The organism is Weissella muntiaci (assembly GCF_008107635.1).
Lineage (GTDB): Bacteria > Bacillota > Bacilli > Lactobacillales > Lactobacillaceae > Weissella > Weissella muntiaci.
The window spans coordinates 102,264-127,256 of record NZ_SDGZ01000015.1 but is presented as its reverse complement, the minus strand read 5'-3'; the positions used below and the strand labels follow the sequence as shown (position 1 = coordinate 127,256).

The window sequence follows — 24,993 nt, the reverse complement described above, 5'->3', positions numbered from 1 at the left end:
CATGGCTGATTATGAAATTAAAATTGCCCATCTTTACGGCGATTTGATGAATACTTATGGCGATTATGGTAATATCGTGGCGCTTCGTTATTATGCTAAGCAAGTTGGCGTTGATGTTGCGGTAGATTTGGTTTCATTAGGCGATGAGTTTGATGAAAATAAATATGATTTTGCTCTATTTGGTGGAGGACAAGATTATGAGGAACAGATTGTTTCCTATGATTTGCCACAAAAATCGGCGGCGATTAAGCGTTATATTGAAGCCGATGGTCCCATGCTAGGAGTCTGTGGCGGCTTCCAACTACTTGGACATTATTTCTTATTAGCTGATGGTAGTCGAGTTGAAGGAATTGGGGCATTGGATCACTATACATTGAACCAGCCTGACAATCGCTTCACTGGTAATATTCGTATTAAGAATGCAGAGACCGGCGAAGTCTATCGTGGTTTTGAAAATCATCAAGGCCGTACTTTCCTTGGTGCTGGAGAGCGTCCATTGGGAAATACGATCGAAGGTAAAGGTAATAATGGTGAAGACGGTGGCGAAGGTCTGATCTATAAGAACGTTTATGGAACTTATTTCCATGGACCAATCTTTACTCGTAATGGTAATTTAGCTTTGCAAGTATTGCAGATTATCTTGCAACGTAAGTACCCTGAAGTTGACTGGTCTGAGAGATTAGCACAAGTCACAGCAGAAGCCTTTTAAGTTAAAAACAAATGTGTAAACTAGCTGACTAAACCTTACCGATCAATTGGATTTTATGGTAAGGCTTGTAAAGCTAGTTTTTTTCTCTGTTACGGTGTTCTTTTTTATTGTAGAATGTACTTTGACAGTCAGTTGACAGTACATGGTAGGGAGGCAGAATCGATGGCACAATTATTTTTCCGTTATGGTGCAATGGCAAGTGGTAAAAGCATCGAGATAATCAAGGTTGCACATAATTATGAAACACAAGGGCGGAAGGTGTTGTTACTTACTAATGCGCTTGATGATCGTTCCGGAGTGGGAACTGTGACTTCTCGGATTGGGATGCAACGGCCTGCTCGGGCGGTCTCTTCAACTGATAATATTTTTGACTTAGTTAAGAACTCAGAATCAATTGCAGCTGTTTTAATTGATGAGGCTCAATTCTTAACCAAAGAACAAGTATTACAATTAACACAGGTTGTTGATGAGTTACATATTCCAACCTTGGCTTTTGGCTTAAAGAATGATGCTTTTAATAATCTTTTTCCGGGGTCGGAGGCTTTGTTGATTTATGCTGATAAAATCGAGGAAATGAAAACGTTATGCTCATTTTGCGATCGCAAGGCAGTGATGAATTTGCGCTTTGTTGATGGAAAGCCGGTTTATGAAGGTGAGCAGATTCAAATCGGTGGCGATGAGGCTTATATGCCCGTTTGCCGGATGCATTATAATCACCCTGACTTAGAAGCTTTAGCTCGTCGCTCAGGTAAGTAGAAATAATCAAGAAAATATGAGGAACAAATTCAATGGATGAAATTTTTGAAAAAGTCCAGGCAGTTGTTGATCGATATGATGAAATTTCAGAGTTAATCTCTGACCCAGAAGTAATTGCTGATACACAACGTTTCATGGCCTTGTCAAAAGAAGAGGGCTCATTACGTGAGACCGTTGATGTTTTCAAGCACTATCGTGATGTAGTTAATGGAATCGCCGACAATGAAGAGATGCTCAATGAGGGCTTGGGCGATGATGAACTTGAAGAATTAGCCAAGGAAGAATTAAAAGAGCTCAAGAGCGAAAAGGAAGCCATTGAGGCAGACCTAAAGATCCTCTTGCTACCAAAGGATCCAAATGATGATAAGAATATTATCATGGAAATTCACGGTGCTGCCGGTGGTGATGAAGGGGCTTTATTTGCAGCTGATTTATATGACATGTATCAACGTTATGCTGAAAAGCAAGGCTGGAATGTTGAGATTATTGACGAGAATAAAACTGAAATTGGTGGTTATAAAGAAATTGTCTTGATGATTACTGGAAATTCAGTCTATTCAAAGCTGAAGTTTGAAAATGGTGCACATCGTGTTCAGCGGGTTCCCGAGACGGAGTCGGCTGGACGTGTACACACCTCAACCGCTACAGTTGGTGTTATGCCAGAGTATGAGGATGTTGACATTGATATCGAGGATAAGGATTTGCGAGTCGACGTTTATCGCGCATCTGGTGCAGGTGGACAGCACGTTAATAAGACTTCTTCAGCCGTACGAATGACTCATTTGCCAACGGGAATTGTGGTTGCGATGCAAGATCAACGTTCACAACAACAAAACCGTGTTAAAGCAATGGAGATTATGAAGGCCCGTGTCTACGACTATTATGCTTCTCAAAATGAAGCTGAGTATGCGCAACAACGTAAGACGGCGGTTGGTACTGGTGATCGTTCTGAGCGAATTCGGACATATAATTATCCACAAAATCGAGTAACAGATCACCGAATTGGGTTGTCACTGAACAAGCTAGATCGGATTATGAATGGCGAATTGGGTGATGTGATTGATGCCTTAGTGATTGCTGATCAAACAGCCAAACTTGAAGAATTGAAGCAGGTTTAGGCAGATGATGGATGAGCAATGGACAATTCAAGCGGTTCGTGATTGGGGAGATTGGCAACTTGAACCTTATATTCATGAAAAAGAGGAGCGAAGCGCCCAAATTGATTATTTGCTTACGGGAATGATGGATTGGGACTATAGCCAGCTTGATAATAATCGATATACGATTTTAGAGGACGAGAAGCGCTTACGTTTTATGGTAGCCGTACGAGCAATTAAGGGTGGCTTACCGGTTCAGTATGCCTTGGGACACGCCGCTTTCTACGGGCGTGAGTTTCAGGTTGATCGGCGTGTTTTAATACCGCGTCAAGAAACCGAGGAACTAGTAGATTGGATTCTAAAAGATCATTCCATGACAGAAGCCTTGACGGTTTTGGATATTGGGACCGGCTCGGGCGCAATTGCGGTGTCCTTGGCGGCAGAACGAACAAACTGGCAGATTGTGGCGAGTGATATTTCAGCGGATGCCCTCGATCTAGCGACAGAAAATATTGCTAAATATGCACCACAAGTAAAAGTAATTCAGTCCGACCTGTTTGAAAAAATTGAAGGACAATTTGATTTGATCGTATCGAATCCACCTTACATCAGTGAGGATGAGCGTGATGAGATGGATGAATCAGTTCTATTGTATGAACCAGATTTGGCGCTTTTTGCCGATGATGATGGTTTAGTATTGTATAAGAAGATGGCGCAAAGCCTGTTAGAGCATCTGTCCCCAAAAGGCAATGCTTATTTTGAAATTGGTTACCGACAGGGACAACAACTCCAGAAACTTTTTGCTGACTTGCCTGATGTAACGGTCGAATTACGACAGGACATGAGTGGTCATGATCGAATGATAAAGGTTTCACGGAGGTAATCATGGTTCAAACTAAGATATGGAAAAAAGATGAGCTTGATCAGGCAGTTAAAGCGATCAAGCGTGGAGCGTTGGTTGCTTTTCCAACCGAAACGGTCTACGGTTTGGGAGCGGATGCTTTTAATGAAGGTGCAGTTAGCAAGGTCTATGCAGCTAAGGGGCGTCCTTCTGATAATCCTTTAATTGTCCACGTGGCAGATGTGGACCAGGTGGCTCGTTTTGCAGAGCGTAATGATTGGGCAGACAAGTTAATGACGGCCTTTTGGCCAGGACCACTAACGATGATCTTGCCGGTGAAGGCGGACACGGTATCGACAACCGTTACAGGTGGACTAGACACAGTTGCAGTTCGGATGCCAGACAGTGATTTGACGCGTGAGCTAATTCGTTTAACTGATAGTCCTTTGGTTGGTCCATCAGCGAATACTTCTGGAAAGCCGAGCCCAACGACAGCTCAGCATGTGTATCATGATTTACATGGTAAGATCGCAGGAGTTCTTGATGATGGTTCGACAAAGATCGGAGTAGAGTCAACGGTAATTGATTTATCAACTGATCAGCCTGCGATCCTACGACCAGGTAAGATTACACCGGCACAGATTGAAATGGTACTGGGTGTGCCGGTTGATTCGGCTTTGAAACATGTTGATGCAAATGAAGCACCGAAGGCACCCGGTATGAAATATCGGCATTATGCACCTGATAAAGATGTCTATATGGTCAACGATGCTGACTGGACAAAAGCAATTGTTTGGGCCCAGGGACAACTAGAACCAGTTGGTCTAATGTTGACTAATGATCAGATCATTGCGCATCAATTGAGTGGGATGGATTTTGTTTGGTCATTAGGAGCTGATGATGAGTCAGCCGCCGCCAAACTCTTTGCGGGTTTACGACGCTTTGATGATTGGCCTGAGGTAAATACAATTCTGGTAACAACCTTGCCCGATATTGCTGAAAATGCTGCATATAACAACCGGCTGGGGAAAGCCGCCGGTGACCATTTAGTAAATGAACTTTTTGAGTGATTAACGCGGAGGACAGTGGAATGGTAAATTATCGTGAATATGATCCAGAGCTTTGGGCAGCGGTTGACCGTGAAGCAGAGCGACAAGGGCAAAATATTGAATTGATTGCCTCTGAGAACATCGTGTCTAAAGGTGTTCAAATGGCGCAAGGTAGTGTTTTAACAAATAAGTATGCTGAGGGTTATCCTGGTAAACGTTACTATGGTGGAACTCAATTTGTCGATCAAGTTGAGTTGCTAGCTATTAATCGCGCCAAGGAACTGTTTGGTGCCGATTATGTCAACGTTCAACCACATTCTGGATCACAAGCGAATGCTGCCGTTTATGCTGCACTATTGGAGCATGGTGATCATGTGCTGGGGATGGACTTGAATGCGGGCGGCCATTTAACACACGGCTCACCGGTCAATTTCTCAGGGAAGATGTATAATTTTCATGCCTATGGTCTTGATGATCAGGAACTAATTGATTACGACGAGATTGAACGTTTGGCAGAAATGTATCAACCTAAATTGATTGTTGCTGGTGCATCTGCGTATTCAAGGTTTATTGATTTTCCACGTCTAAGAGCAATTGCGGATCGTGTTGGCGCCTATTTGATGATTGATATGGCGCATATTGCTGGATTAGTTGCTGCGGGTGTTCACCCTTCGCCAATTCCTTATGCTGACGTTGTGACGACGACAACTCACAAAACATTGCGTGGTCCACGTGGTGGGATGATTTTGGCCCGCGAAGAGTTGGCTAAAAAGTTGAATTCAGCAATCTTCCCTGGTACACAAGGTGGACCGTTAGAACATGTAATCGCCGCGAAAGCAGTTGCGTTTTACGAAGCCTTACAGCCTTCTTTCAAAATTTATGGTCAACAAATTGTTGCGAATGCGAAAGCGATGGTTGAAGTGTTCCAAGCTTCAGAATTAGTTCGGGTTATTTCACATGGGACTGATAATCATTTATTTAATCTTGATGTAACTCCGACCGGTTTGACTGGCAAGGAGGCACAGATTCTACTTGACTCAGTGATGATTACAACGAACAAAGAGGCGATTCCAAATGAGCCTAGAAGTCCATTTATTACTTCTGGAATTCGGATCGGCACACCGGCTATTACAACACGCGGCTTTAAAGAGCAGGACGCACGTAAGGTTGCGGATTTAATCCTAAAGGCCTTTGCTAATCATGAAGATGAGGCAGTGCTCGCTGATATTCGTGTGCAGGTCTTGGAATTAACGAGTCAATTTCCGTTAGATCAAATTGAGCATGCTTTATAAAGAACGTGCATAGCTTGATCATCTTCAAAAATTCTAATAAATATGCGACTTTTAAAGTAAATCAATTTTGAAAGTGCTTCTAGACTGGGACAAAGTAAATTTGTTTCAGTCTTTTTTTCTGGAATAGAAACTGCAAAAAGGATTTACTTGTCATAGAAATTCTATTATAATTTACTGGTAAGCGTTTTCACGAAAGTTTCATGGGTACTGGCGGTGCGTGGGAGGCCAGTAAAAATTTAACGGCTAGGGCGCCGTGTCTACTACGAGAGGTGTAGAAATATGTCTATGACTAAGCAAGCGTTGGCGAAGATGATGGACCATACTTTATTGAAGCCAGAAGCAACCAAGGAACAAATTCTAGCAATTGTTTCAGAGGCTAAGCAGTATGACACTGCTTCAGTGTGTATCAATCCTTATTGGGTTTCCTTGGTTAGCAAGGAATTAGCAGGCACGGATGTTAAGACTTGTACAGTGATTGGATTCCCCTTGGGTGCTAATACCACTGCAATCAAGGTTGCCGAAACAATTGACGCAATTGCAAACGGTGCCGATGAAGTTGATATGGTCCTTAACATCGGCGAATTGAAAGCTGGTAACACGGCGATGGTTACTGACGAGATCCATCAATTAGCTGAGGCAGCGCACGCCCGTAAGGCTATTTTGAAAGTCATTATTGAGACTGCTTTATTGACCGACGATGAGATTGTTGCTGCAAGTAAAGCAACTTTAGATGGTGGTGCCGATTTTGTTAAAACATCAACTGGTTTTTCAACACATGGTGCAAAGGCAAAAGACGTTGCCTTAATGCGTAAAACTGTTGGACCTGACTTGGGTGTTAAGGCATCTGGTGGAATTCATGATTTTGCGGAGGCAGAAGAGATGATTGCCGCTGGTGCGACACGTTTAGGTGTTTCTGCAACAGTTGCAATCCTTGAGGGTGCAACTGTTACAGGCGACTACTAAAAAGGCAGGCAAATTATGTATAAGCGTGTATTTGGAATTGTTATAGATTCAGTTGGAATTGGAGCGGCCCCGGATGCAGCCAAATATGGTGATGAAGGTTCAGATACCTTAGGCCATATTGGTAAGTTTTATCAACATGATTGGGCTTTACCAAATTTACAGAAATTAGGTTTGGGTAACATTCGTAAGGAACAACCGATTGTAGGTGTTGAGCCGGTTGAACAACCAATTGGCTATTATGGTAAGATGCGCGAGCAATCGGTGGGTAAGGATTCAATGGATGGACATTGGGAGATGATGGGCTTACCAGTAAAGGTGGCCCTTTCGACTTACCCCAATGGCTTCCCCAAGGAAATTATTGATGCAATTAGTGATTTTGCTCATCGACCAGTTTTAGTAAATAAACCAATGTCGGGTACTGAAGTGTTAAAAGAGTATGGTGAGGAAGCCAATGCTGTTGGTGGCATCATGGTGTACACCTCTGGTGATTCAGTTTTACAGATTGCCGCTCATGAAGAGATTGTGCCACTTGAAGAATTGTATAAGATTTGTGAGTTTGCACGATCATTAGTCAACGATGCGCCAAACATGGTCGGACGGATCATTGCACGGCCATTTATCGGCACGAAGGCGGAGAATTTCACTCGAACAGCAAATCGACATGATTTTGCTTTGAAGCCAATGGGAACGACAGATATGGAACGTCTGCAAGCTAGTGGCAGGAAAGTGATTGGTATTGGTAAGATCAACGACATCTTTTCTGGAACTGGAATTGATGAGGGTTACCATAATGAATCCAACATGGACGGGATGGACCACATTGATCACGTGATGGCGGAGGATTTTGAAGGATTTGCATTCACCAATTTGGTTGATTTTGATACCATGTATGGTCATCGTCGTGACCCTAAAGGAATGGGGCAGGCATTGATGGACTTCGATGCTCGCTTAGGCAAGGTTCTTGAGGCAATGCAGGATGATGATTTGTTAATCATTACAGCTGATCATGGAAATGATCCAGGATTTACGGGCTCTGATCATACCCGAGAAGAAGTGCCACTGTTAGTATACTCACCTAGTATGCAAGCGGGGGGGGCATTGCCGACTCGAACAACATTTGCAGATTTTGGGGCGACTTTGTTGGAGAACTTCAATGTTGCCGGTGCTGGAGTTGGAACTAGTTTTTTAAGTGAAATTAAGGAGCAACGATATGTCAACACACATTAACGCTGAGATGGGCGATTACGCCGAAGTAGTTTTGATGCCAGGTGATCCATTACGAGCAAAGTTTATTGCTGATAATTTCTTAGATGATGTTAAACAGATTAATAGCGTCCGCGGAATGTTGGGCTTCACTGGAACATATAAAGGACATCGTGTTTCAGTACAAGGTTCCGGAATGGGAATCCCATCAATGTCGATCTATATCAATGAATTAGTACAGTTTTTCGGTGTGAAAACGATTATGCGGGTTGGATCATTTGGTGCGATGGCTGATGATATTCAATTAGGTGATGTTGTTCTTGCATCAGGTGGATCAACCGATTCGGCTGTAATCCAGCAGACGTTTGGCTCTGGTATTTATTGGTCGGCCCTTCCTGATTTTGAATTATTACATGCCGCATATGAAACGGCTAAGAGTTTAGACATTCCAGTCAAAGTTGGAAACATCTTTGCGGCAGATCGATTCTATAACGATGAAATTGATATGAAAAAGTTAACTGAATACGGTGTCTTGGGGACGGAAATGGAAGTAGCTGGGTTATATTTGTTGGCGGCAAAGTTACATTTCAAGGCCTTAGATATTCTTTCAGCTTCTGACCACATTTTCCGTGGTGAGGCACTGTCTGCAGAGAAGCGTCAAACCAGTTTCACGGATATGATGGTGGTTGCTTTAGAGACGGCAATTAAAGAATAATTTTAGATTGTAAGATTTTGCAGAACTTGATATACTTTAAAAACACTAATTGGTCGGGGCTTGTTCCCGGCCAATTTTCATTTTACTGGAAGTCTTTAAGGGGGTTACCATAATGCAGAATGATCGCTATGAGGCAAATTCAACACTTTCAACTACATGCAATATGCTTTTTGCCTGGGAAAAGCGAATGGATGAACGCTGCAGAGTTCTGGACCAAGGGAATAAAGTGCTCAGTCGACAATTTGAACTTGATCGTCAGCAGTTAGTTGCATTGCAAAAGCAAGTAGATTTGTCCGAGAAACGTGTTGATCGAATTGATAGTCGTCTTGAAATACGTGTTGATCGTTTGAAGGATCACCTTGATCAAAATGAAGCTCAAATCTCACAAATCGATTTAAACTTCAAAGTACTTCAAGGTCAGATTAAGTTTGCCTATCGTTCGCTTTGCTTTTTAATGGTGGTAACAACCGTTGTATGGCCGATCTTGCAACATTTTATGTTGAGATGACCGTTAACTGGTAGCCTGCTTCAATCTAAAACTGGGAAAATTTCCAAGAACGGACATTTTGTTCTATAATGGAAGAAAGTGTTATTAAATGTCCGCCTGCGAGCGGCTAATAAGGAGATAAGTATGAGCGATTTAACAGTTTTCGATCACCCCTTGATTCAACATAAATTGACGATTATCCGTCAAAAAGATACCGGAACAAAGGTTTTCCGTGAGATCGTTGATGAGATTGCCTCATTAATGGCTTACGAGGTAACACGAACATTACCAGTTGAGGATGTTGAAATTGAGACACCTGTTGCTAAGTCAGTTCAAAAGCAATTAGCAGGTAAGAAATTGGCAATTGTTCCAATTCTTCGTGCTGGTTTGGGAATGGTTGATGGCATGATGAAATTGATCCCTGCCGCTCGAATCGGTCACATTGGTATGTATCGCGATGAGGAGAGTCTGGAGCCAGTCGAGTATTTTGTTAAATTGCCAGATGACATTGATCAACGTGATGTTTTTGTGGTCGATCCAATGTTGGCAACCGGTGGTTCTGCAATTATGGCGATTGACGCGCTTAAAAAGCGTGGTGCTACCAAGATTAAGTTAATTACCCTAGTGGCAGCTCCTGAGGGTGTTGCTGCAGTTCAGGCCGCTCATGATGATGTTGATATATTTACAGCTGGTTTGGATGAAGGGCTAAATGAGCATGGCTACATTATTCCAGGTTTGGGAGATGCCGGCGATCGTTTGTTTGGAACGCATTAAGAATATCTGTAAGGTTGGAGCGGAGGCAAAGGTATTTTGTCTCCGTTTAATTATATCCTTGTATACTGGAAGAGTTAATCAAAAGTGAATGATGGAGGGGTTAAGATGAATGTATTAGTTATGGGAGCAAGTGGTCGTGTTGGTCGGAAGGTAGTAGCTTTGTTGCAGGCAGGCGGACATAATGTTTTTGCTGGAACGCAACATTCACATGCTGATTTAGAAATTCCAGCACTACCAGTTAGTATGATTGATGATTTGGATACAATCAAGGAAGCTTTAAAAGGACATGATTTAGATGCAATTTTTCAAGTTGCTGGTTCGAGAGGTGAGAACCTTTTGCAAGTAGATGCTTATGGCGCAATTAAGCTTGAACAAGCTGCTGAAGAGCTTGGGATTGACCGGTTTATTATGCTATCGAGCTTTAATGCAACCGAGCCGAGTTTGTGGCCCGAGCAGCTTCGCGACTATTACATTGCCAAGTTCTTCGCCGATAACTGGCTGATTAAAGAGACCAACTTAAATTATACAATTCTTCAACCAGGCTTTTTGACTGAGGAAATCGGTACAGGTAAGATCACAATTAACCCCACTGTGATGGGAGCTAATTCAATTGATAATGTTGCCGCAACATTAGTGGCTAGTTTGGATGAACCAGCTACTTATCGTAAGGTGATTACAATGGCTGATGGAGATCAAGAAATTGCGGTAGCTTTAAAAAACAAGCTTGCGTAATTGATTTAGATCGGTCATAATACAATAAAATGTTTTAACGTGGCCCTGTGAGACCCCAAAGCAATCATAAATCTAAGCACCCTTTTAAGGGGTGGACTGGATTAATACTGACTTTGAGTGAATGGGCTGATACGACTGTATCGGTCCATTTTTCGTTCTTACATGGTTTATCACACTGAAGGAGTGTATATATCATGGAACAATTACAACGCGATGTTGTTTTAGATGTTGACGATCGTCCTAGTTTGGGGCAGTGGATTGGACTGTCATTACAACATATGTTTTCGATGTTCGGTTCAACGGTCTTAGTACCATTACTAGTTGGCTTGAATCCAGGAATTGCCTTGTTTTCATCAGGTGTGGGAACCCTACTTCACATTATGATTACCAAACGGAAGATCCCAGCATATATGGGCTCATCCTTTGCTTTTATTGTTCCAATGATCGCTTTGATGAAAACGACTGGTTACCCTGGTGTAGCGGTCGGTGTGTTGTCCGTTGGAGTGATTTACATGATTGTTGCGGCAATTGTCGGAGCTATTGGTACAGATTGGATTGAAAAGATGTTGCCACCAGTTGTTGTTGGGCCAATTATTATGGTTATCGGATTGTCATTAGCCGGTTCTGCCGCACAAAGTGCGACGTTATTAAATGGTAAGTATGACCTCCGTGTGTTTGCAGTCGCAATGATTACACTTGGGTTCACTATTTTATTCAATATGACTTTGCGCGGCTTCATTGGATTGATTCCAATTTTGCTGGGAATCGTAGCAGGCTACATTACGGCCGTCGGTTTTGGTTTGGTAGATTTCACTCCGGTTATGCAAGCACCATGGTTTGCGCTGCCAGCATTTGATGTGCCGTTTGTTAATTACCGTCCTCGGATGGATTGGGGAGCCGTCATCGTGATGGCACCTTTAGCTATGGTAACAATCTCGGAGCACTTGGGTCATTTGATGGTGTTAAACGAGCTGACCGGTCGCGACTTCATGAAAAATCCTGGTTTGCATCGGACGCTGGCGGGGGATGGAGCGGCATCAATATTTGCCGGCTTGGTCGGTGGTCCTTCAGTAACGTCTTATGGAGAGAACATCGGTGTAATGGCAATCACACGTGTTCACTCAGTGTATGTGTTGATCGGTGCGGCTAGTTTTGCGGTGGTTTTCTCCTTTGTCGGTAAATTATCCGCATTGATTCAATCAATTCCGGGTGCAGTGATTGGTGGGGTTTCATTCCTACTATTCGGAGTAATTGCGACCTCCGGCTTGCGAATTTTGGTTGAACGACGTGTTAATTTTGACCGGAAGCGCAATATGATGATTGCCTCGTCCGTAATGGTGATTGGAATTGGTGATGCATTTTTGCAAATTGGTTCAGGAGATCATATTGTCCAATTCTCCGGAGTGGCAATTGCTACGGTACTAGCAATCGTCTTAAATTTAATCTTGCCGGAGAAGGCAGCTTCAGAAAGATAAAACAAACTTGATCAAAACAGCGGTAAAAGTTCAGAAACAAACTGATTGAAAACAAAGTTATCTCAAATAAGAACCTTAAAACTACGAACCATAGGAAATACCTAGCGAACATAGAATAAATCTGCAATTTAATAAGTTATAAATGAACAAAATTCCAAGTATTAATCGTTGAAATTATATGTAAAAGGAGTAGTATATGAGAGTAAATAATTAAAAGCCGGTCTTGTGTGCTTCGACGCACTGCCGCAATTCTATAAGAAAGGAATGAGGTGAGCCTTGTGGATGAAAAGACTGCAATGTTTAGTTTTGCAGGTCTAACGTTTGATTGGTCAGTGATTATTTCGACCACCGTTGCAATGGTAATTGTCTTTGTACTGGCGGTTTGGATGTCACGGCGACTAGAACTTAAACCAAAAGGTAAGCAAAACGTGTTAGAGTGGATTATCGATTTCACAAATGGAATCGTTGATCAACAAGCCCCTAATTCAACGGGACGTGGCATGAAGTTTTATATCTTTTCACTGTTTATGTTTATTTTCGTTGCCAATCAACTCGGAGTAGCTTTCAATGTGAATGTGGGTGGCGTAACATATCTACGATCAGCAACTGCTAATCCGTTAGTTACGATGACCCTGGCAATGTTTTCCATTGGAATAGCACATTATTTGGGAGTTCAAAAGCTTGGTTTTAAGAACTACTTTAAAACGGTATATCTGAAGCCAATGCCGTTCTTACTGCCCATCAACATCATTGAGCAGTTTACGAGCTTCTTGACACTCGGATTGCGTCTATTTGGTAATATTTTTGCCGGAGAAATGGTGCTTTCACTGATCTGGCAATTAGCTGTTTCGCATGGAATTGCAACAATGGTGCCAGCGTTTGCTTTAATGCTTGCATGGCAGGCGTTTTCACTGTTTATCGGAGCTATTCAGGCCTTCGTTTTCACTACATTAACGATGGTTTATGTATCTGAAAAGACTGAAGTTGAAGAATAAATTTTGTTTATAAATTTTTGGAGGAATTTTCTATGTCTATTGATGTAGCAACTATTGGTGTAGGACTTACTGCTGCTGGTGCCGCTCTTGGTGCTGGTATTGGTAACGGTTTGGTTATTTCAAGCATGATCTCAGGTATGGCTCGCCAACCTGAACTAGAAGGTAAGCTACGTTCTAACATGTTTATCGGTGTTGGACTAGTTGAGGCCGTTCCTATTATTGCTATTGCGATCGCCTTCATGTTGTTGGGCCGTTAATTTAGCCCACTGCTAAATTACGCACAACAGCTCATTTGGAGGGTTTACAATGCAGATTGATGTAGCAACTATTGGTGTAGGACTTACCGCTGCCGGTGCTGCTCTAGGAGCTGGAATCGGTAATGGACTTGTTATCAACGCCATGATTGAAGGTACAGCGCAAAACCCTGAGATAGAAGGAAAGTTGCGTAGTAATATGTTTATTGGTGTCGGGCTAGTTGAGGCCGTGCCAATCATCGCAATTGCAATTGCCTTCATGTTGTTGAATAAGTAATAAGAGGAGCCAACATATGTTTAGTAATTTATTTCTAGCTGGTGCTAGCGAACAGTTGGCTTTGGGTAACATGTTGTTCTTGTTGGTCTCAATGATCGTTTTGCTTCTATTATTGAAGAAATTCGCATGGGGACCTGTTTCTAAGATGATGCAAGATCGTGCCGACAAAATCGCTCACGATTTGGATTCAGCAGAAGATGCCCGTCAAAAGGCTCAAGACTTAGAATCAAAGCGTCAAGAACAATTGCAGTCAGCCCGGACTGATGCAAATGCAATTATTGCAGATGCACAAACGGCTGCTGGATTGCAACGTGATCAAATTGTGTCAGATGCTAACGATTCTGCACAAGCAATGAAGGCAACTGCAACGGCTCAAATTGAGCAAGAGCGTGTTGAGGCCATGGCTGGTGTTAAGAATGATGTCGCTGAGTTATCAATTACGATTGCGCAAAAGATTATCCAAAAAGAACTAAAGTTAGAAGATCAAAAGGCATTGATTGATGCCTATGTCGCAGGATTAGGAGACAAGTAATGGCAGTAAACCAAGCAACGATTGCTGGTCGCTATGCTAAAGCTTTGTTCGAATTAACCCATGATTCAGATCTTGACCAAACAACTTTGGCTGAATTATCAGCCTTGCGGGTTGTTTTTCAAGATAATCCAGAATTGATTAAGGCAATTGAATCAGAACGAATTTCTGAACAGTCAAAACTTGATATGGTCGCTACATTAAAGAATGGCACCAGCCAAGTTGTTCAAAATTTGGTACAGATGACGTTTGATTACCGTCGTTTTAGTTTATTGCCTGACATTATTACAGCTTATGAGAAGCGCGTGAACAAGGCTGCAGGTAAGCTTTTGGTTGATGTAACAACGGCAATTACGCTTAGTGATGAGCAAGTTGACCGGATGAAAGCACAATTAAAGCAACGCTTTGCAGTTAATGAGATCGAGTTGAATCAAACTGTTGATGAATCAATTATTGGTGGTGTAATTACTTATGCCGATAACCAAATCTTGGATGGATCATTAGCAACCAAATTGGCTGCTATTCGTCAGAGTATCATCCACTAGTAATCAAACCAGAAAAATGTGTGAAATACACAGTCTAATGAAAGAGGAACTGCTGAAATGAGCATCAAAGCTGAAGAAATCAGTTCTCTCATCAAAAACCAATTAGCCAATTATCAAGACGAATTGACTGTACAAGAGACCGGTTCTGTTACCTACATTGGTGATGGAGTTGCTCGTGTAACTGGCTTGGACAATGCCCTTGCTGGTGAGTTGATTGAGTTTTCTAATGGCGTATATGGTATGGCACAAAACCTTGAATCTAATGATGTCGGTATCGTCATCATGGGTGAGTACGATGATATTCACGAAGGTGATATCGTTAAGCGTACCGGCCGGATCATGGAAGTGCCTGTTGGTGAGGGATTGATTGGACGTGTTGTTAATGCCTTGGGTCAACCAATTGATGGCCTTGGACCAATCGAAACCACAAATACTCGCCCAGTGGAAGTTAAAGCCCCTGGTGTTATGGAGCGTAAGTCGGTCTTCGAACCTTTGCAAACTGGTTTGAAGTCTGTTGACGCCCTTGTGCCAATTGGCCGTGGTCAACGTGAGTTGATCATTGGTGATCGTAAGACGGGTAAAACTTCTGTTGCGATTGATACAATCTTGAACCAAAAGGATCAAGATATGATCGTAATCTATGTTGCCATTGGACAAAAGGCTTCAACTGTTCGTACACAAGTTGAAACATTGCGTCAAATGGGTGCTTTGGATTATACGATTGTCGTGTCTGCTAGTGCGGCTGAACCAGCTCCATTGTTGTACTTGGCACCTTATGCCGGTGCAGCCATGGGTGAAGAGTTTATGTTCAACGGCAAGCATGTGTTGATCATCTATGATGATTTGTCAAAGCAAGCAACGGCTTACCGTGAGCTGTCTTTGATTCTTCGTCGTCCGCCTGGACGTGAAGCGTACCCTGGTGATGTCTTCTACTTGCACTCTCGTTTGCTCGAGCGTGCTGCCAAGTTGTCTGACGACCTTGGTGGTGGATCAATGACGGCTTTGCCAATCATTGAGACTCAAGCGGGTGACGTTTCAGCGTATATTCCAACGAATGTTATTTCAATCACAGATGGACAAATCTTCTTGGATGCCGATTCATTCTATGCTGGTGTTCGTCCAGCCATTGATGCCGGAACTTCTGTTTCGCGTGTTGGTGGTGACGCACAAATTAAGGCAATGAAGAAGGTTGCCGGAACTTTGCGTTTGGATTTGGCCTCATACCGTGAGTTGGAATCATTTGCACAGTTCGGTTCTGACTTGGATGCGGCGACGCAAGCTAAGTTGGCCCGTGGACGTCGGACAGTTGAATTGTTGAAGCAACCTTTGCACAAGCCTTTGCCTGTTGAAGAGCAAGTTTTGTCATTGTATGCTTTGACGCGTGGATTCATGGATGATATCAATGTTGATGACATCCAACGCTTTGAAAGCGAAATGATCCAAGCTGTTCGTGCATCACATAGCGATTTGTTTGAGACAATTGTAAGCACGAAGGACTTGCCTGATGCCGATGCGATGAACGCAGCGGTTTCAGAGTTCAAGGCTACGTTTGCTGCAAGTGCTAAATAATAAGAGGAGGGGCTGATGGCTGCTTCATTGCAAGACATTCAACGCCGTATTACCTCGACTAGAAAGACGCGCCAAATCACGTCGGCTATGCAAATGGTTTCAACTGCGAAGTTGAGCCAAATTAACCGTGCGGGAGGTTCCTTTGATCATTATGCAAAGAATTTGCATAATGTGGTCGCGCATTTATCAAATGCAGGAATTTCCGGTGCCGGTTCAATGCTTGAGCAACGCCCAGTCAAGAAGATTGGTTACCTAGTAATCACTTCTGATCGTGGTTTGGTTGGTGGTTATAACTCACAAGTCATGAAGGCCGTCATGCAAGAAATCACCGACAAAGAATTAACAGCAGATAATGTTGTGATTCTAGCCGTTGGTAGTAACGGAGCCGACTTCTTTAAGAAGCGTGGCTTTAACGTCGCCTACGAATACCGTGGTGTGACTGATATCCCAACTTTTGACGAAGTGAAGGATATCGTCAAGACTGTTACGACAATGTATGATAATGAAGTCTTCGACGAATTGACTGTGATGTACAATCACTATGTGTCACGGATTACGAATGAGTTCCGTGCTGAAAAGATGTTGCCAGTTCAAACTGAAGGATTGACTGTTGAAGAAGGTACAGTTTTCCCTGAATATGAATTTGAGCCATCACCAGAGTCAATCTTAGCAGTGGTTTTGCCACAGTATGCTGAATCATTGATCTTTGGAGCAATCTTAGATGCTAAGACTGCTGAGCACGCCGCATCGGCTAATGCTATGTCATCAGCCACTGATAATGCGAAGGAATTGATTGATTCCTTGAACTTGCAATTCAACCGTGCGCGTCAAAGTGCGATTACGACGGAAATTACAGAAATTACTGGTGGTATGGCGGCGCTTGATTAAGCGTCCAACCACTTAACTGGAAACGAAGGAAGGAAACGACAATGAGTACCGGACAAGTTGTTCAAGTCATTGGGCCAGTTGTCGACGTTGCCTTCCCATTAGATGGTCAAGTTCCTGCCATCAATAGCGCTTTGATCATTGATAAAGGTGATCAAGGTAAATTGACGGTAGAAGTTTCATTGACTTTGGGTGACGGGGTTGTTCGTACAATCGCCATGGACTCAACTGATGGATTGCAACGCGGCATGGCCGTTGAGGACACTGGTGCCCCAATCTCTGTCCCTGTTGGAGAGGCGACGTTGGGTCGTGTGTTCAATGTTTTGGGAAACCCTGTTGATGGTGGCGAAGAATTAGTAGATGTAGAACGTGATCCAATTCACCGTGATGCACCTGCTTATGATCAATTGACGACCAAGACAGAAATTCTTGAAACAGGAATTAAGGTTATCGACTTGTTGGCGCCTTACGTCCGTGGTGGAAAGATCGGATTGTTTGGTGGTGCCGGAGTTGGTAAGACGGTGTTGATTCAAGAATTGATTCACAACATCGCACAAGGTCATAATGGTATCTCTGTCTTTACTGGAGTTGGTGAACGCACCCGTGAAGGTAATGACATGTATCACGAAATGAAGGATTCAGGAGTGCTTAAGCAAACGGCCATGGTTTATGGTCAAATGAATGAGCCTCCTGGAGCACGTATGCGAGTTGCCCTAACTGGGTTGACAATCGCCGAGCATTTCCGTGATATTAACGGTCAAGATGTGTTGTTGTTTATCGATAACATTTTCCGTTTCACGCAAGCTGGATCAGAAGTTTCAGCCTTGCTTGGCCGGATTCCATCAGCCGTTGGTTACCAACCTACCTTGGCAACTGAAATGGGTCAATTGCAAGAGCGAATTACATCAACACAAAAGGGTTCAGTTACTTCAATCCAAGCGGTCTATGTGCCAGCCGATGATTATACTGATCCTGCTCCTGCAACGACTTTCGCCCATTTGGATGCAACGACAAACCTTGAGCGTGCTTTGACACAACAAGGTATCTATCCTGCCGTTGATCCGTTGGCTTCAACTTCAACGGCTTTGACTCCAGAAGTTGTTGGTCAAGATCATTATGATGTTGCTACTGAAGTACAACGTACTTTGCAACGTTACCGTGAGCTACAAGACATTATCTCAATTTTGGGTATGGATGAATTGTCAGATGAAGAGCAAACGATTGTTAAGCGCGCTCGTCGTATTCAATTCTTCTTGTCACAACCATTCTCAGTTGCTGAGACTTTCACTGGCTTGAAGGGTGAATACGTACCCGTTGCTGAAACGATACGTTCATTCAAGGAAATTTTGGACGGCAAGCATGATACTTTGCCTGAAGATGCATTCCGTAATGTTGGTGCAATCGAACAAGCAGTTGAGAAAGCCAAGACATTGGCTCAATAGTGAGGTCACGTCATGGATGAACACAGCCTAAAAGTAACCGTCGTTACACCAAAAGGTGAAGTGTTTGCTTATGATAAAGCTACTTTAGCTATGTTGCATACAACAGGCGGAGTAGTCGGAGTCATGGCAAATCATTCGCCATTGGTAGCGGCCTTGCAAGTGAGTGAGGTTCATATCGTTGACGACAACAATAACTTCAATGAAGTTATTGCAGTTAGTGGTGGCTTTGCAGAGTTTTCAGATAATACTTTGACGATTTTAGTAGATACTGCTGAATTATCAGAGAATATTGACCTGAAGCGTGCCGAGTCTGCTCGTGAGCGAGCTGAACTTCATTTGAAGAATGCACAAGAGAGTCGCGATAAGGTACGTGCTGAAGCAGCGTTGATGCGGGCTGTAAACCGAATCAATGTTGTTCATAGTGAAGATCAAAATTAAATTTTGATGCGTATTTAGCGTCAGTAAAAGCCGTAACCCGATTTAGGGTTGCGGCTTTTTGTGTGCAATTCTTTGGACATAGTCGTGTTTTTTGTGCAATGCTTGATGAATTATATACTTCATAAATAATTATTCGCAATTCCATTCAAAAAGACTTTAGCGGAAGCATTTATGTTGTTTATTGATTTTTAATATATTTATTACTGCTAATTCATGAATAAAAAAAGATTAATTAGTGGACATAGTCTTTAATTTGAGACATAATATATAAAAGATATTGAAATATCAAGAGATTATCTTTGGAGATATTTCAAGAATAGATATATAAAATGGAATGTTTTTGTTCGAAATTATCCAGAAAGAGAGATGATGAGCTATGATCAAAATTAATAAAGCCTTGAAAATGCTGCTAATCATGCTCTTTTTCGTGCCGATTGGTTTTAGACTACCGGTTAATGGGATGGACTCGGATGATCATGCGAGTGCGGCAGTGGTTGGCTTTGGCGCTTTGACACCACCTAGTAGTGCCGATAGTTCGCTAAATTATGGAACAGCCAGCAACAATCTCACGACTAGTGTAGGTAGCCCTGTTACGAGTGCGAAACGAACTAGTCGTCCGGCGATTAATCCGGCGACTGGGAGTAATGATGGCTCAACGGGAACCGTTACGCCAACCGATGCATCGCTATCAGCGTTTGGTACTCCAGTATCAATCAATTCGGCATTGGCGAATGTAACCAGTGGTTCGATAAATTTAGTATTGTTCTACGTTGATAGTAATGGGCAGGCACAACCGTATGCCGGTGCAAATGCGGTGAATGGGAAAAACTCACAGAATGGTTATTATACTCCGCAAGATGCTACTGGAACGGCTGGAACAACTTTAGTTGGTGCAACCGGACTCGAGGCAGCTCTTTATGATATGTCAACTGCGGCTACTTCGACTTACGGGAAAAGTTTGGGTATTACGACAAGTACAAATTGGATGCTATATTTACCGTTGATCGGTGGTACAAGTGATATTTACGTTGCTAAAAACACCTTTTCTAAGGGATTGATCAGCTCACCAACGGCCAGCAACATGAATTTTGCGAGCTTATCAGGAACGATTGGTTCTTTGACGTTAACCGGTTCTGCAGCAGACCCGCTAACAGGTATCGCTCAGCCCGCATCAGGCACATATAAGTTCTTACGTTGGGCATCAGGAAATACCGCTAACGGAATTTATTTTGGTAGTGCAACTGCCTTTCGGAATATTCCGTTTACCGAGCAAAATTCATATATTAGCTCAGCGACGAATTATTACGCGCAAGGGAATCCCTTAGCATTTATGCCGGGTAGTTGGGATGATAATTATTATTCAACTATGATCTATGGGGGCATCGATAGTACCGGGACAGACAGCCGTGGAAATAGTTCGATTGCTAGTACGAATGTTTACGTGGCAAATACCAGCACGAATGCGAATGGATTTTCTAATGGTGGACTTGGTGGTGGTTGGAATATTTATGGTGGTAATCAAGCGGGGGGCACGATCACTGGTAGCACCCACGTCACGATTACTGGAACTGGAACGAATGCAATTGTTAATTTATCTGGTGGAAACCAGGCGGGTGGTACGATTCAAGGAAATACCAACCTTGATCTGAAGTCTGCGAGCGCATCGATTACAAATGTCTATGGTGCTGGTGTTGGTACAAGCGCTAGCCCAGTAGCCGTCAATGGAAATGCTAAGACTAACCTAAGTTCGACATCGGTAAGTGTTAACTATGGAACCTTCTATGGTGGTGTTAGCTATGGAAATATTGGTGGTACAATCTATAACAATTTGACCGGAACAGGTACCTTCGCGAGTGGTTCTCATTATTATTTTGGTGGATCGTATAAGGGAGATGTTGGGAATTCGGCGACCTTAGGCAATGCAATTTTCAATAATGTTGATACATCAAACTTTGCATATACAACGAATGGATTTATTTTTGGTGGTGGTAACGGTTATGCGACGAACGGAACGGGCTCTAGCACAGGGACGATCTACGGCAATATTGTAAATTATGTCCGTGCAGGTTTTGCCGACTATGGTGCTGGATTTAGATCTGTAATTGGTGGTAATGGTTTGGGGTCGACTTCATTGAGCGGGTTGAGCGCTCCCAGTACGGTTGTTGACGGTACGAGTTCTAGCAGTGCAGTGACAGCTGCTGCCAGTAGTGGCGACCAAGCGGCGGCCAATGCTGGTAAGTCAGCCTCAGCGGTTTATGGTGATATCTATACCTGGGAAAAGGGTGGAAATATGGATTCTGCCCATATTGGATATCAATCCTATAATCGTGGTAGTTCTTATACTGGCTACGTTCGCGGTAGTTCGACGCTCGAAGTCGGTACGGCCGCTGGAACAAACGGTGAGACGGGAACGAAGGGGCTTATGGGTGGTACTGGATATGTCTACGGATCGATGGGTGGCAGTGATTATCTTGGTAATTCGATTTCGGGAACTAAGTCAACATATTCAATTAACCCACTACAGAATACAAACTCGGCCACGATTTCGGATCACTCGATGGAAGTAATCGGCGGTGGCGGAGTAGTTGGTGGGTGGACAGCAACTGATTATTGGCAAACGGGCGATACAAACTTAATTCAAAATAATGATAATGCTGGCTATACCTATGGTGGGATTTATGAAGGGTATCAGTGGGGCAATTCCAGTCATGAATAATGCGATTGTTAATACCCTCGAAGGTTCATCTTATCAAGCCAACACGCAGTATGGAAATTCATTGTCGATCGCAAATAATGGATCGGTTGAATGGTTTTTAGCTGGTGGATCTTGGAATACCGACAATCTAGTTGGAAATGCGCAGGTGGATATTTATAACGGGCGTTACAACGGTTATGTAGGTGGAAATTATGGTGCTAGTGGCGGGGCAACGATTACTGGTAATTCAAATGTAAACGTCTATGGTGGTAATTTCACCTCAGCGAAGTCTTTGAACGGTGGTAGCTACAATGGTGGCACCGTTCAGGGATCTAGTGCATTGAATGTTAATCTAAGTGGGGCGAATGGCTCGACCTTCGTTCCGCCAGCATCGGCAATCCTATCGGGAACCGTTCCACCAGGATCAAGTCTGAAGACTGGTCTGGGGCGGTCGACCGATACCGGTAGCCTTGAAATTATTCTACCGGCTAATATGACAAGCGCACAGAAAACAGCCTTTGCTAGTGATACATTTTACGGTGACGGTGCAGCAAGTGGCGGTAGTGGGGGTGCAAGTAATCTTAGTACGGTAAATGTGTACGTTGCACCTTATGGAAATGGTACAGGAACAATTGGATCGGTCTATGGAACATATTACAATAATGCGACTGGCACGGGAAATGGTAGTTCTTTGAAAGTTACGACCAATATGATGCTTGGCGATGGTTTAACGATTGCTGGGACGGTTAGTGGTAGTAGCTCAAGTAGTAATTATACCAATGGTCTAACAACTGCTAGTTCAGGGGCGTTGAATACCTATAATAGTGTGAATGGCGGTAATAGCTCGAATATTTATATTGGCGATACTGCATCAAGTAATCCAGTGACTGTTACTGGCTCGATTATTAACTTTACTTCAATTACGACGCAAGATAATACGGTCCTAAATGTTTCTGGACAGATATTGAATGGTCTTAGTGCGACGGCTGCTAATCATGGGGCAACCTATTCAAACTTTGGAACTTTCAATACAGGTAAAAATTCGACCATTGCGGTCAATAATTCGACTTTATCAATGGCATTGGGAAAATTGGTGATTAACCTGAACACTACTTTACAGACGCCTTATCTGAATAGTACAGGCGTGATTAACATTTCATACCTTGATATGTACACAGATGCTAGTACGACGGGTCAGCAGCCGACCTTGCATTGGGTGCCACCGGTAAATTCTGTTGCAAGTGTTGCGCCAACCAGTAATTATGCGGGAGCCTTTTGGGGTCAACAAAGTGGCTTCCCAGTTTTGACATTTACGGGTGGAAGCTGGGCAAGTAAAGCCTCTACGGCTTGGGGCCAAGGTGACAATGCGCCTAATCAAATCACACCAGATAATATCGGAGTTGATTCATCGCAAAACTATGCCTTTCTTGCCGATTACACACCAAATGTTACGAATGGACAGACTGGAGCGAATGCTCAGTATGTGGGTTATTTCTTGCCGGGGACTGTTCGCGAGTATGTAAATAATGCTGCGAGTGACAGCAGTACTACTAGTACGTGGCAATATGATGCTAGCAAGTTTAATATCACTAGCACATCAACAACGAGTGGCTTAACAGCTGGTATTACAGCTAAAAATCCACTCCAACCCTTTGTACCTGGCGGACAGCCAACCTTGATGACTGCATATGCGAATGTTGCAAGTAAGACGCCCACGGCTGACTTAGTTTTAGAGTATCCAAGCACGACAAATTTTACACAGCCAAATGGTGGTGTGACTTATAACGCTAGTTCGGGACGGTACGTGTCAAAAATTAGCGTGCAAACCTATGATAGTTACGCAGGTCTTGCTACACCGAGTGGGGCAGTCGCGGTGAATAGTTCTGGTGATACGGCTTTGCCATATACCAAAACTGGTCTGCCAAGTGCGATGGACTTCAGCGCTGGGACGGATTCGATAAATTCAAAAACGGATGATGATTTCTTGCCAGGAGCGAACTTAAATGGATCTAGTAGTGGTGGAGTCGGGAATTACTTGGTTACAACGGGAGCAGACGCAGTCAAAACTAGTGTGCTGAGCGCAAACGCAATTATTGTTCGAAGTGCAGACGCAATTAGTCAATTTATGACTGACGGAACCAATGCAGATAGTACGTTGAATGTATCGGCCTTGGCTAAAGCGATGAAAGTTGCCGGGGTTGGTTTGATGAATAATGTCACCGTGCAGAATCTGACGGCCGTGCAAAATGCAATTGAAAGTCCTGTGCCAGCAACTAATGCGTATACGCCTGTATCAGTACAATGGCAAGGGACTGATGGGGCAACTCAAACAGCGCAATTGTTAATTGCTTCAAATAATTCAACTAGCGTTGGACCTAGCTCGGTTTTGACGGCTTCGATGGGTGTGATTACATCAGCACAGGCCGCCGCAACAACGACCGTTGCACCAACAGATGCAACTCTGACAAGTCCGCAACCAAACGCGATTTCGACCTATTTATCGGTGGAAGGCATGACGGCAAAGAGTGATGGAACCGTCACGAACCACTATAACGTTAATTTTGTTTCAGCGACCTTCGGTACAGGCAAGTTCAGTGATGGCAGTACGACAACAACTGACGCGACGACTTTTTTGAATGCGGTTAAGACAGCCAAAAATGGCGATAAGTTTGTAAACATCGTGTTCTCCTATACTGATCCAACGAATAATAACCAGGTGGTAACAACGGGGCCGTTGGAGTTAGACGTTGCGGATCAAGTATTACAGTTTGGAAGTACGCCGAATTATATTGATTTTGGTCAGCAACACATGTTTACCCTTCAAGCACAAAGTATCAGTGGAAGGATTGCCAATACGATTGGTGGATCTGATAGCAATATTTCAGTTGTTGATACACGATCTACCAAATCAGGTTGGTCATTGACGGCAGCAATGACCGCACCATTGACCAATGAGAATAACTCAGACAAAAATCTTGCTGATGATGTGAGTGTTCAAAGTTCACCAGCAAGTTCGTCTGTGCAACATCTAAGTGCTAGCTCGGGTACAACAGCATTGATCTATAACGAGTCTAACAGTCAAGCTGTGACTGATAATGCCGACGGAATTAATGCTTGGAATATTGGGACTGACAATGGCAAGCCAGGCACAAGACAGACGCCTTGGGCTAACAATGCCCAGTTCCAATTAGATGCTGGTGCTGGGCAATTATGGCCGGGCAATTATGATGGCTCCTTAACTTGGACCTTGAATGATGTGCCAGCAAATTAA

General features: G+C 43.3%; 24 protein-coding genes. All 24 read left to right on the top strand.

Features of this window, described 5'->3' with window-relative positions; translation table 11 throughout:
• The first annotated feature begins 1 nt into the window (after position 1).
• The 24 genes from ESZ50_RS06820 to ESZ50_RS06705 all read left to right on the top strand — a co-directional run bounded on the left by ESZ50_RS06820 (position 2) and on the right by ESZ50_RS06705 (position 24,993).
• The gene (locus ESZ50_RS06820; protein WP_148622819.1) at positions 2-709 is read left to right on the top strand and encodes a type 1 glutamine amidotransferase; all 708 of its coding nucleotides are present in this window, start codon (positions 2-4) and stop codon (positions 707-709) included.
• 162 nt (positions 710-871) lie between these two features.
• Positions 872-1,465, top strand: coding sequence for a thymidine kinase (locus tag ESZ50_RS06815; protein WP_148622818.1), 594 nt, complete (start codon positions 872-874; stop codon positions 1,463-1,465).
• Positions 1,466-1,497: 32 nt separating this feature from the next.
• Entirely contained in the window at positions 1,498-2,583 is a 1,086-nt protein-coding gene (prfA, locus tag ESZ50_RS06810; protein WP_148622817.1) for a peptide chain release factor 1, read from the top strand.
• Between the two features lie 4 nt (positions 2,584-2,587).
• A complete protein-coding gene (gene prmC / locus ESZ50_RS06805; RefSeq protein WP_148622816.1) occupies positions 2,588-3,445 on the top strand; it encodes a peptide chain release factor N(5)-glutamine methyltransferase in 858 nt (285 codons plus the stop codon).
• Between the two features lie 2 nt (positions 3,446-3,447).
• Positions 3,448-4,473, top strand: a complete 1,026-nt coding sequence (locus ESZ50_RS06800) for an L-threonylcarbamoyladenylate synthase (RefSeq protein WP_148622815.1) — start codon at positions 3,448-3,450, stop codon at positions 4,471-4,473.
• A 20-nt stretch (positions 4,474-4,493) separates the two neighbouring features.
• The gene (gene glyA, locus ESZ50_RS06795; RefSeq protein WP_148622814.1) at positions 4,494-5,744 is read left to right on the top strand and encodes a serine hydroxymethyltransferase; all 1,251 of its coding nucleotides are present in this window, start codon (positions 4,494-4,496) and stop codon (positions 5,742-5,744) included.
• Between the two features lie 279 nt (positions 5,745-6,023).
• Positions 6,024-6,707 carry a deoxyribose-phosphate aldolase gene (deoC, locus tag ESZ50_RS06790; RefSeq protein ID WP_148622813.1) on the top strand — a complete coding sequence of 228 codons (684 nt, stop codon included), beginning with the start codon at positions 6,024-6,026 and terminating at the stop codon, positions 6,705-6,707.
• A gap of 15 nt (positions 6,708-6,722) precedes the next feature.
• The gene (locus ESZ50_RS06785; RefSeq protein ID WP_148622812.1) at positions 6,723-7,934 is read left to right on the top strand and encodes a phosphopentomutase; all 1,212 of its coding nucleotides are present in this window, start codon (positions 6,723-6,725) and stop codon (positions 7,932-7,934) included.
• A complete protein-coding gene (deoD, locus tag ESZ50_RS06780) occupies positions 7,918-8,625 on the top strand; it encodes a purine-nucleoside phosphorylase (protein ID WP_148622811.1) in 708 nt (235 codons plus the stop codon). Before ESZ50_RS06785 ends, deoD begins: the two co-directional genes overlap by 17 nt.
• 112 nt (positions 8,626-8,737) lie before the next feature.
• The gene (locus ESZ50_RS06775) at positions 8,738-9,133 is read left to right on the top strand and encodes a hypothetical protein (RefSeq protein ID WP_148622810.1); all 396 of its coding nucleotides are present in this window, start codon (positions 8,738-8,740) and stop codon (positions 9,131-9,133) included.
• A gap of 123 nt (positions 9,134-9,256) precedes the next feature.
• On the top strand, positions 9,257-9,886 hold the full coding sequence (gene upp, locus ESZ50_RS06770) for a uracil phosphoribosyltransferase (RefSeq protein WP_148622809.1): 630 nt from the start codon (positions 9,257-9,259) through the stop codon (positions 9,884-9,886).
• A gap of 105 nt (positions 9,887-9,991) precedes the next feature.
• A complete protein-coding gene (locus ESZ50_RS06765) occupies positions 9,992-10,618 on the top strand; it encodes an SDR family oxidoreductase (RefSeq protein ID WP_148622808.1) in 627 nt (208 codons plus the stop codon).
• A gap of 194 nt (positions 10,619-10,812) precedes the next feature.
• The gene (locus ESZ50_RS06760; RefSeq protein ID WP_148622807.1) at positions 10,813-12,093 is read left to right on the top strand and encodes a solute carrier family 23 protein; all 1,281 of its coding nucleotides are present in this window, start codon (positions 10,813-10,815) and stop codon (positions 12,091-12,093) included.
• A 278-nt stretch (positions 12,094-12,371) separates the two neighbouring features.
• Positions 12,372-13,088, top strand: coding sequence for a F0F1 ATP synthase subunit A (atpB, locus tag ESZ50_RS06755; protein WP_148622806.1), 717 nt, complete (start codon positions 12,372-12,374; stop codon positions 13,086-13,088).
• A gap of 32 nt (positions 13,089-13,120) precedes the next feature.
• On the top strand, positions 13,121-13,345 hold the full coding sequence (atpE, locus tag ESZ50_RS06750; RefSeq protein WP_187387573.1) for a F0F1 ATP synthase subunit C: 225 nt from the start codon (positions 13,121-13,123) through the stop codon (positions 13,343-13,345).
• A 49-nt stretch (positions 13,346-13,394) separates the two neighbouring features.
• Positions 13,395-13,619 (top strand): F0F1 ATP synthase subunit C, encoded by a 225-nt coding sequence (gene atpE / locus ESZ50_RS06745; RefSeq protein ID WP_187387572.1) that lies wholly within the window; start codon positions 13,395-13,397, stop codon positions 13,617-13,619.
• Between the two features lie 16 nt (positions 13,620-13,635).
• Entirely contained in the window at positions 13,636-14,151 is a 516-nt protein-coding gene (gene atpF / locus ESZ50_RS06740) for a F0F1 ATP synthase subunit B (protein WP_148622805.1), read from the top strand.
• Entirely contained in the window at positions 14,151-14,693 is a 543-nt protein-coding gene (gene atpH / locus ESZ50_RS06735) for an ATP synthase F1 subunit delta (protein ID WP_148622804.1), read from the top strand. Before atpF ends, atpH begins: the two co-directional genes overlap by 1 nt.
• Positions 14,694-14,750: 57 nt before the next feature.
• Positions 14,751-16,262 carry a F0F1 ATP synthase subunit alpha gene (gene atpA, locus ESZ50_RS06730; protein ID WP_148622803.1) on the top strand — a complete coding sequence of 504 codons (1,512 nt, stop codon included), beginning with the start codon at positions 14,751-14,753 and terminating at the stop codon, positions 16,260-16,262.
• 15 nt (positions 16,263-16,277) lie between these two features.
• Positions 16,278-17,150 (top strand): F0F1 ATP synthase subunit gamma, encoded by an 873-nt coding sequence (locus ESZ50_RS06725; protein ID WP_148622802.1) that lies wholly within the window; start codon positions 16,278-16,280, stop codon positions 17,148-17,150.
• Positions 17,151-17,191: 41 nt separating this feature from the next.
• Positions 17,192-18,589: a F0F1 ATP synthase subunit beta gene (gene atpD / locus ESZ50_RS06720; RefSeq protein ID WP_148622801.1), complete on the top strand. Its 1,398-nt coding sequence runs from the start codon at positions 17,192-17,194 to the stop codon at positions 18,587-18,589.
• Positions 18,590-18,601: 12 nt separating this feature from the next.
• Positions 18,602-19,027 carry a F0F1 ATP synthase subunit epsilon gene (locus ESZ50_RS06715; RefSeq protein WP_148622800.1) on the top strand — a complete coding sequence of 142 codons (426 nt, stop codon included), beginning with the start codon at positions 18,602-18,604 and terminating at the stop codon, positions 19,025-19,027.
• 376 nt (positions 19,028-19,403) lie between these two features.
• Positions 19,404-21,743 carry a beta strand repeat-containing protein gene (locus ESZ50_RS06710; protein WP_148622799.1) on the top strand — a complete coding sequence of 780 codons (2,340 nt, stop codon included), beginning with the start codon at positions 19,404-19,406 and terminating at the stop codon, positions 21,741-21,743.
• Positions 21,706-24,993 (top strand): beta strand repeat-containing protein, encoded by a 3,288-nt coding sequence (locus ESZ50_RS06705; RefSeq protein WP_148622798.1) that lies wholly within the window; start codon positions 21,706-21,708, stop codon positions 24,991-24,993. Before ESZ50_RS06710 ends, ESZ50_RS06705 begins: the two co-directional genes overlap by 38 nt.